Source organism: Microbacterium paludicola (genome assembly GCF_015235415.1).
Classification (GTDB): domain Bacteria; phylum Actinomycetota; class Actinomycetes; order Actinomycetales; family Microbacteriaceae; genus Microbacterium; species Microbacterium paludicola.
Map to the genome: position 1 here is coordinate 220194 of NZ_JADGLL010000001.1, position 6246 is coordinate 226439.

General features: G+C 71.3%; 5 protein-coding genes. 3 read left to right on the top strand and 2 right to left on the bottom strand.

Annotated features, from left to right (window positions below; genetic code table 11):
- Positions 1-3: 3 nt before the first annotated feature.
- Together IR155_RS01095 and IR155_RS01100 are read right to left on the bottom strand one after the other, a co-directional pair.
- Entirely contained in the window at positions 4-1038 is a 1035-nt protein-coding gene (locus tag IR155_RS01095) for an App1 family protein (RefSeq protein ID WP_135112274.1), read from the bottom strand.
- Positions 1039-1089: 51 nt separating this feature from the next.
- Positions 1090-1728, bottom strand: coding sequence for a DedA family protein (locus tag IR155_RS01100; protein ID WP_135112276.1), 639 nt, complete (start codon positions 1726-1728; stop codon positions 1090-1092).
- A 108-nt stretch (positions 1729-1836) separates the two neighbouring features.
- On the opposite strand from IR155_RS01100, the gene leuS reads away from it, so the two are divergent.
- The 3 genes from leuS to IR155_RS01115 form a co-directional block, all read left to right on the top strand.
- Positions 1837-4404 (top strand): leucine--tRNA ligase, encoded by a 2568-nt coding sequence (gene leuS, locus IR155_RS01105; protein ID WP_135112329.1) that lies wholly within the window; start codon positions 1837-1839, stop codon positions 4402-4404.
- 204 nt (positions 4405-4608) lie between these two features.
- A complete protein-coding gene (locus IR155_RS01110) occupies positions 4609-5244 on the top strand; it encodes a helix-hairpin-helix domain-containing protein (protein WP_233441052.1) in 636 nt (211 codons plus the stop codon).
- The coding region (locus tag IR155_RS01115) for a ComEC/Rec2 family competence protein (protein WP_194210266.1) at positions 5241-6246 on the top strand (1006 nt) is incomplete at its 3' end. The genes IR155_RS01110 and IR155_RS01115, both read left to right, overlap by 4 nt.

Below are 6246 nucleotides of genomic sequence, written 5' to 3' on the forward strand. Positions count from 1 at the left end.
AGTTCAGCTCTCCGGGTCGAGGAGGCCGACGGCCTCGAGGCGCTCCGCGAGGCCCGCGCCGTCGTCGGCGGTGACCCACGGGATCGAGGCGCCGGAGTGGTCGTTGACGGCCGTGCGACCACCGGCCAGCACCGCCTCGGCGGGGGACAGGCGGCGGATGGCCACTCCCGCGACCGACTGCGGGTACTCGCTCGCGAAGGCCGTGTAGATGGCGTCGTCGTGCTGACCGTCGTCGCCGATCAGCAGCCACCGCACATCCGGGAACTCCTCGGCGAGGCGGCGCAGGTTGGTCGCCTTGTGATCGCTGCCGCTGCGGAACCAGCGGTCGTGCGTCGGGCCCCAGTCGGTCAGCAGCAGTGACCCGGCGGGGAAGAGATGGCGGTTGAGGAAGCGGGTCAGCGTCGGGGCGACGTTCCAGGCGCCCGTCGACAGGTAGACCATCGGCAGCCCCTGCTGCTGGCGCGTGAGGCGGCCGAGCAGCACCGCCATCCCCGGCACCGGCTGGCGGGCGTGCTCGTCGAGCACGAACGAGTTCCACGCGGCGAGCAGCGGTCGGGGGAGCGCCGTGACCATCACGGTGTCGTCGACGTCGCTGACGACGCCGTGACGCATTCCGGGCGCGACGATCTGCACCAGCGACTCGCCGGGCTCGCCGTCCTCGACGGCCATCCGCACCAGCTGCCAGCCGGGTTCGAGCTTCGCCTCGATGCGCGCGTCGATCACCCCGCCGCGGTCGGCGACGACCTCGTGCGTCTCGTCGCCGATCGTGATGCGCACAGTGGAGTAGCCCACCGGGATCCCGAGGAAGCTGCGCCAGCCGCGCACGCTGGCCAGCTCGCCCGACTTCGTGCGCTTCGTCGGCGGCACGATCAGGACGCGACCGAGGACGCGAACCCATCCCTCGCCGCCGTAGCCGGGGAACACGAGCACCGTGGGCTTGCGGCCGTGCCGACGGGCGCGTCGTTCTCGCCACGCATGCACGCGGCGCTCGATCCGGGCGATCCAGTGGATCCTGTCGCGAGGCGAGGTGGAGGGCATCGCCACCAGTCTTCCACGAGCACCGCTCGTGTCCGCGGGTGGAGGTGCCCGTCAGTCGTCGAGGTGGCGCCGCTCCACGCGTGCGATGACCTTCTTCGCCACGAAGACGCCGACGACGAGCAGCAGGATGGCGCCGACGAAGATGTACGCGGCCCAGTGCGCGGTCTCGGAGAGCGTGCGGTACGACTGCGCCGCGCCGGCGGAGATCGAGACATAGAGCGTCGCCCAGATCACGCAGGCGGGCAGCGTCCAGAGGATGAAGCGGCGGAACGGGTAGGTGCTCATGCCGACGGTGAGGGGCACGAGCGAGTGCATCACGGGCAGGAACCGGGACAGAAAGATGGCGATCCCGCCGCGACGTTGGACGTATCGCTCCGCCCGAACCCAGTTGCGTTCGCCGATCCTGCGTCCGACCCAGGACGTGCGGATGTGCGGGCCGAGCCAGCGTCCGAGGGCGAAGCCGATCGACTCGCCCGCAAGAGACCCGGAGATGACCACGAGCGCGAGGATCACGCCGTCGAGCAGGCTCGTCACGCCGGTCGCCGCGACGATGACGACGGTGTCGCCGGGGACGATCAGCCCCACCAGCACACTGGTCTCCAGCAGCATCGCGATGCCCGCCAGGGTGGTGCGCAGCACCGGATCCACGGACTCCACCAGGTCCAGCAGCCACCGGAGAGCGTCGTCCACGCGTAGAGCATAGGCGGGGGCGTCGGGCGCTAACCTGGAATCTCGCACCGACGCGCCCGAATCGGGGCGCGCACGCTCGATCGATTGGCTGTCCCACCCGTGTCGCAGATCTCTCCCGCCCCCGCAGCGAACGCTCCCGCCGACGGCGCGTTCGACCTCCACGCCCTGCACGCGAAGTGGCAGGCGTACTGGGCCGAGAACGACACGTTCCTCGCGGGCTCCGACGAGGACACCCGTCCGCGCAAGTACGTGCTGCCGATGTTCCCGTACCCGTCCGGCGATCTGCACATGGGTCACGCGGAGAACTATCTGTACAGCGACATCGTCGCGCGCTTCTGGCGTCATCGCGGCTACAACGTGCTGCAGCCCATCGGCTGGGACTCGTTCGGCCTGCCGGCGGAGAACGCGGCGATCCAGCGCGGCGCCGACCCGCGCGAGTGGACCTACGCGAACATCGCGCAGCAGCGCGAGAGCCTGAAGGCGTACGGCGTCTCGTTCGACTGGAGCCGGGTGCTCCACACCAGCGACGAGGACTACTACCGCTGGAACCAGTGGCTGTTCCAGCAGCTGCACGAGCGCGGCCTCGCGTACCGCAAGGAGAGCCCGGTCAACTGGTGCCCCAAGGACCAGACCGTGCTGGCGAACGAGCAGGTCGTCGACGGCGCCTGCGAGCGCTGCGGCACGACCGTCGTGAAGAAGAAGCTCACGCAGTGGTACTTCCGCATCACCGAGTACGCCGACCGCCTGCTCGACGACCTGAACCAGCTCGAGGGCCGCTGGCCCCACAAGGTGCTGCAGATGCAGCGCAACTGGATCGGCCGCTCGGTTGGAGCCGACATCGACTTCGAGATCGAGGGCCGCGCCGAGAAGGTCACGGTCTTCTCCACGCGTCCCGACACCCTGTACGGCGCGACGTTCATGGTCGTCGCCCCGGACAGCGACCTCGCCGCCGAGCTGGTCTCCGGCGCGTCGCCCGAGGCGCGGATGCGCTTCCAGGACTACCTGGAGCAGACGCAGAAGCAGACCGACATCGAGCGCCAGGCGACCGACAAGCCGAAGACTGGCGTGTTCCTCGAGCGCTACGCGATCAACCCCGTCAACGGCGAGCGCCTGCCGATCTGGGCGGCCGACTACGTGCTGGCCGACTACGGCCACGGCGCGGTCATGGCCGTTCCCGCGCACGACCAGCGCGACCTCGACTTCGCCCGCACGTTCGACCTGCCCATCCGGGTCGTCGTCGACACGACGGCGCCGATCACCGGCGCCATCCCGGTCATCGAGCTCGACGAGGACGGCGTGCCGATCGACCCGCAGCTGAGCGGCGTCGACCCCCGCCACACGGGTGAGGCGCTGACCGGCGAGGGGCGGATGATCAACTCCGGATCGCTGGACGGACTGTCCAAGCGCAACGCGATCGCGCGCGTGATCGAGCAGCTCGAGGCGGCCGGCACCGGCCGCGCGGCAAAGCAGTATCGCCTCCGCGACTGGCTGATCTCGCGCCAGCGCTTCTGGGGTACCCCGATCCCGATGATCCACACGCAGGACGGCGAGATCGTGCCGGTTCCGGCCGACCAGCTGCCGGTGCGCCTGCCGGACGCCGCCGGGCTCGACCTGAAGCCCAAGGGGCAGTCGCCGCTGGGCGCCGCGACCGGCTGGGTGGAGACGACGGATCCCCGCACCGGCGAGCCCGCGCTGCGCGACCCCGACACGATGGACACGTTCGTCGACAGCTCGTGGTACTTCCTGCGCTTCCTGTCTCCCGGCAACGCCGAGCGCGCCTTCGACCCGAAGGACGCCGACCGCTGGGCGCCCGTCGACTCGTACATCGGCGGCGTGGAGCACGCCATCCTGCACCTGCTCTACGCGCGCTTCATCACCAAGGTCCTGTTCGACATGGGCCAGGTCGACTTCACCGAGCCGTTCTCGAGCCTGATCAACCAGGGCATGGTGATCCTCGACGGCGCGAAGATGTCGAAGTCGAAGGGCAACCTCGTGCTGTTCGAGGAGGAGCTGGCGCAGCACAGCGCCGATGTGCTGCGCGTGGCTCTGGCGTTCGCCGGCCCCGTGGAAGACGACAAGGACTGGAAGGACGTCTCGACCACGGGCGCCCAGAAGTTCCTCGCCCGCGCCCTGCGCCTGGCGCAGGAGGTCACGAGCGCGACGGATGTCGTCTGGGCCGAGGGCGACGCGGGCCTGCGTCGCGTCACGCACCGCCTGCTCGCCGAAGCCCCGGTGCTCATCGAGCAGACCAAGTTCAACGTGGTCGTCGCGCGCCTGATGGAGCTCGTCAACGCGATCCGCAAGGCCGTGGACGGCGCCGCGGGTCCGGCCGATCCCGCCGTGCGCGAGGCGGTCGAGGCGACCGCGATGATCCTCGACCTGTTCGCGCCGCACACGGCCGAGGAGATGTGGGAGCTGCTCGGCTACGAGGCCTCGGTCGGCCACGTGACGTGGCGCAGCGCCGACCCCGCGCTGCTCGTGGAGGAGTCGGTGACCGCGGTCGTGCAGATCGACGGCAAGGTGCGGGCGACGCTCGAGGTGTCGGCGAAGATCGACACCGAGGAGCTCGAGCGCCTCGCGCGCGCCGACGAGCGCGTGCTGCGTGCCCTCGGCGACCGCGAGATCGTGCGGGCGATCGTGCGCGCGCCGAAGGTCGTCAGCTTCTCGACGAAGTAATTCCTGTGGCTGTTGTCCCCGAGTTGCCGTCTGATTCCGGCAGCTCGGGGACAGGCCGGTGGCCGCGTCCAGTGACGGTTGCTGAGCGAGCGAAGCGAGTCGAAGCGACCGGGTGACTCGTCCCCAGGAGGTCGGCACCCTAGGCCTTCCACGATTGCGGGAAAGGCCCGCTTCGCGCGTCCTGGCTCTTTATAGCCTGGCGATGTGGCGGGCGGCGAGGGGACACGTGCCGAGCCGATCCCGGAGATCGCGGCGCCGCCGCGCCGGGTGAGGCTCGGCCTCGGTGCGGTCGTACTGCTCGTGCTCGGCGCGCTGGCGGTCACGATCGGTATCGGCGTGTGGCGCGGTGCCACGACGCCCACCGAGCGGGTGGCGGCCGCCACCGCGACTCCCGGAGCGACCGTGGCCGCGGGACGTGTATACGTGCACGTCGACGGGCAGGTGCGCGCGCCGGGGCTGTACGTCCTGCCCGCAGGATCGCGCGTGGTCGACGCGATCGCGTCCGCCGGCGGCTTCGGGGAGAAGGCCGACCGCACCTCCGTGAACCTCGCGCGCGTCGTGGCCGACGGCGAGCAGCTCGTGGTGCCCGAGCAGGGGGCCGCCCCTCCGCCTGCCGCGGCGGCGGGCGGAGGAGCCGGCGGCGAGGCCCTCATCGACCTGAACACCGCCGACTCCGCCGCACTGGAGGAGCTGCCCCGGATCGGCCCGGCTCTGGCCCAGCGCATCATCGAGTGGCGGGACGCGAACGGACGGTTCGCCGCGGTCGAGGATCTTCTCGCGGTGCCGGGCATCGGCGAGAAGATGCTCGAGTCGCTGCGCCCCCACGTGAGGGTCGGATGACGTTCGTCGCGCCCGTCGTGCAGGACGCGCCGGTCGAGCAGGAGGAGCTGCTTCGCTCGGCCGATCTGCGGCTGCTGCCGATCGCGATCGCCGCGTGGGCGACCGCCCTCCTGGTCGTGCTCGCGCCGCCGGCGGCCGCTCCCGTGGCGGTCGCCGCCTGGGTGATGACGGTCGCCGGCCTCGCCGTGTGGCGGTGGCTCCCGGCGCGGCGGCGCACCCTTGCCGCCGTCGTGCTGCTCGCGTGCGCGGCCTCCGGAGCGGTCGCCACCCACGTGGCCGCCGCTCTGCCCGCGCGCAGTGCGGCGGTCGAGTTCGCGGTCACCGGTGGCCGCTCCGTGGAGCTCAGCGTCGACGTGACGTCGAAGGTCGAGCTGCACGGCGAGGCGCTGTGGTTCGACGGCGAGGCACAGCGCCTGAGTCGTGGGGAGCAGGAGCTCGTCGGCACAGTGCCGGTCACGGTCAGCGTGTCGGCAGAGGCGGTCGAGGGGCAGCGGCTGGACCTCGGCTCGGCCGTGATCGTGAGCGGCACGGCCCAGGCGGGAGACGGGGGAGACCGTGCGGCGCTGGTCGTCTTCGCGCGCGGGGTGGACGTCATCCGCGGGCCGTTCGGGCCGCTCGACGCGGCCGCGTCGCTGCGCGACGTGTTCGTCGAGCGGGCGACGGCCCTCCCCGCGCCAGGCTCGATGCTGCTTCCGGGCCTTGCCGTCGGCGACACACGGGCGGTGACGGATGAGCTCGACGCACAGATGAAGGCGACGTCGCTGAGCCACCTCACGGCGGTCAGCGGCGCGAACTGCGCACTCGTGGTCGGCATCGCGTTCGGCGCGGCGGCGTTGTGTGGTGCCTCCCGCGGTGCGCGGATCGGGCTCGCTGCCGCGGCACTCGGTGGCTTCGTCGTGCTCGTGACGCCCGAGCCGAGCGTCATCCGTGCCGGGACCATGGCGATGATCGCGCTGCTCGCGCTGGCGCTGGGGCGGGTGGGCGCGGGCATCTCGCTTCTGT

Excerpts from the sequence above, each read along its gene's own strand:
- IR155_RS01095 (WP_135112274.1), bottom strand. The coding sequence starts at position 1,038 with ATGCCCTCCACCTCGCCTCGCGACAGGATCCACTGGATCGCCCGGATC.